The organism is Mycobacterium sp. MUNTM1, from assembly GCF_054660795.1.
In genome coordinates this window covers 1-2,004 of record NZ_BAAGDE010000126.1, presented here as the reverse complement: position 1 = coordinate 2,004, position 2,004 = coordinate 1, and the positions used below count along the sequence as shown (strand labels likewise).

At 67.8% G+C, this 2,004-nt stretch carries 3 protein-coding genes; all 3 read right to left on the bottom strand.

Translation table 11 applies throughout. The features are described from left to right. Positions 1–233, bottom strand: a 233-nt coding sequence (locus ACYQ8K_RS29995; RefSeq protein ID WP_459974993.1) for an MlaD family protein, incomplete at its 3' end; no start/stop codon positions are given. 5 nt (positions 234–238) lie between these two features. Next, positions 239–1,108, bottom strand: coding sequence for an ABC transporter permease (locus ACYQ8K_RS29990; protein WP_459974991.1), 870 nt, complete (start codon positions 1,106–1,108; stop codon positions 239–241). Between the two features lies 1 nt (position 1,109). Continuing rightward, a complete protein-coding gene (locus ACYQ8K_RS29985) occupies positions 1,110–1,925 on the bottom strand; it encodes an MlaE family ABC transporter permease (RefSeq protein ID WP_459974989.1) in 816 nt (271 codons plus the stop codon). Positions 1,926–2,004: the final 79 nt, after the last annotated feature.

Below are 2,004 nucleotides of genomic sequence, written 5' to 3'. Positions count from 1 at the left end.
GAGATCGACCCCACCCGGCCGATCTCCACCCCGTTATAGGTCACCTTCGAACCCGGATCCATCACCAACCCGGCCCGCGCCGCCAGCATGGTCAGCTGGGTTTTGGGGGTGAAGTTGCCCCGGAACTGCCCGTAGACCAGGGCCAGCGCGATCGCGGCGACGACCAGGATCGCCACGCCGGCCAGCTTGTACGGCGGGGTCCGTGGGGCGTTGGTTTGAATCGGTCGGGCCATGGCGGTTACACCGTGAGTGCGAAGTTGGGGTTGACGCCGTAGAGCGCCAACGCGGCGGCCAACACGACAACCTGTACCGACACCAGCGAGAAGCGCATCGAGCGGCCGACGGCCTCACCCACGCCGACCGGACCGCCGCCGGCGTTGTACCCGTAGAAGCAGTGGGTGATCATCACGACCGCGGTGATGATGATCGCCTCCAGGAACGACCAGAACACGTCGTCGGGACGCAGGAACGTTCGGAAGTAGTGCTCGTAGGTGCCGTTCGACTGCCCGTACAGCACCGTGGTGGTGATCTGCGGGGACAGGAAACACATGATGATCGCCATGGCGTAGATCGGGATGATCACGACCAGGCCGGCCATGATGCGGGTGGAGGCCAGGAACGAGATCGATTTGATGCCCATCACTTCCAGGGCGTCGACCTCCTCGCTGATGCGCATGGCACCCAGCTCCGCCGTGGCGCCGGCGCCGACCGTGGCGGCCATGGCGATGCCGGTGACGACGGGCGCGGCGATGCGCACGTTGATCAGCGCGGCGAAAAACCCGGTGAACGCCTCGACGCCGATGTTGCCGAGCGAGGCGAAACCCTGGATGGCGACCAGCGAGCTACCGGACAACGTCACGAAGCCGACGATCGCGACGGTGCCGCCGATGACCGCCATGGCGCCGGTGCCCATCCCGATCTGGGCGATCAGGCGCAGCGTCTCCTTGCGGTAGTTACGCAGCGCGTGCGGGATGTGCCCGACCGCGACGGTGCCGAACCACGCCATCTGGCCGATGTCGTCGAGGCCGCGGGACGCCGCGAGGCCGTAGCGGTTGAGGTTCTCTGCCGCCCGCGGGAAGCGGGAGCGAAAGACGGCGGAAGTTGACATGTCAGTGCCCCGTCCCGAACCGCACGCCGATGGTCGTCAGCACCACATTGACGGCGTAGAGCGCGACGACGCAGAGCACGACGGTCTCGTTGACCGCGGTGCCCAGGCCCTTGGAGCCGCCGCGCACGGTCAGGCCGCGGTAGCAGCCGACCAGTCCGGCGATCAGGCCGAAGACGGCGGCCTTGACCGTCGCGATGACGACCTCGGGCAGGCCGGTGATGGTGGTCAGGGTGGCCAAGTAGGCGCCGCCCGACACGTTCTGTAGGTAGACGCCGAACAGGTAGCCGCCGACCAGGCCCACGGTGATCACCAGGCCGTTGAGCAGGGTGGCGACCAGGGTCGCGGCGACGACGCGGGGCACCACCAGCCGGTGGATCGGGTCGATGCCGAGCACTTCCATCGCGTCGATCTCTTCGCGGATGGTGCGGGCACCCAGGTCGGCGCAGATCGCGGTCGAGCCGGCGCCGGCGACCACCAGCACCGTGGTCAGCGGGCCGAGCTGGGTGACGGCGCCGATCGCGGCGCCGGCGCCGGACAGGTCAGCCGCACCGAACTGGGCGAGCAGCACGTTGAGCGTGAAGATCAGCAGCACGGTCAGCGGGATCGACACCATGATGGTCGGCAGGAACGCCACCCGCATGATGAACCAGCACTGCTGGATGAACTCCCGGTACTGGAACGGCCAGCGGAACAGCGCCTTCCCGGTGAGCACGCACATCCGGAAGAATCCCCCGACAAGCGTCAGGGGCGTCTCGAGTTGGTCGCGTACATAGCCAACCAAGTAGGGACCCCGCCGACTTGTCGACGTTGAAGTCACCGCTGCCCCCTCTGGCCGTCACCGCGCGCTCCCTGGCGTCGCGGCGGATCGTCTAGCACGCCTCGCCCCCTCACCGTCC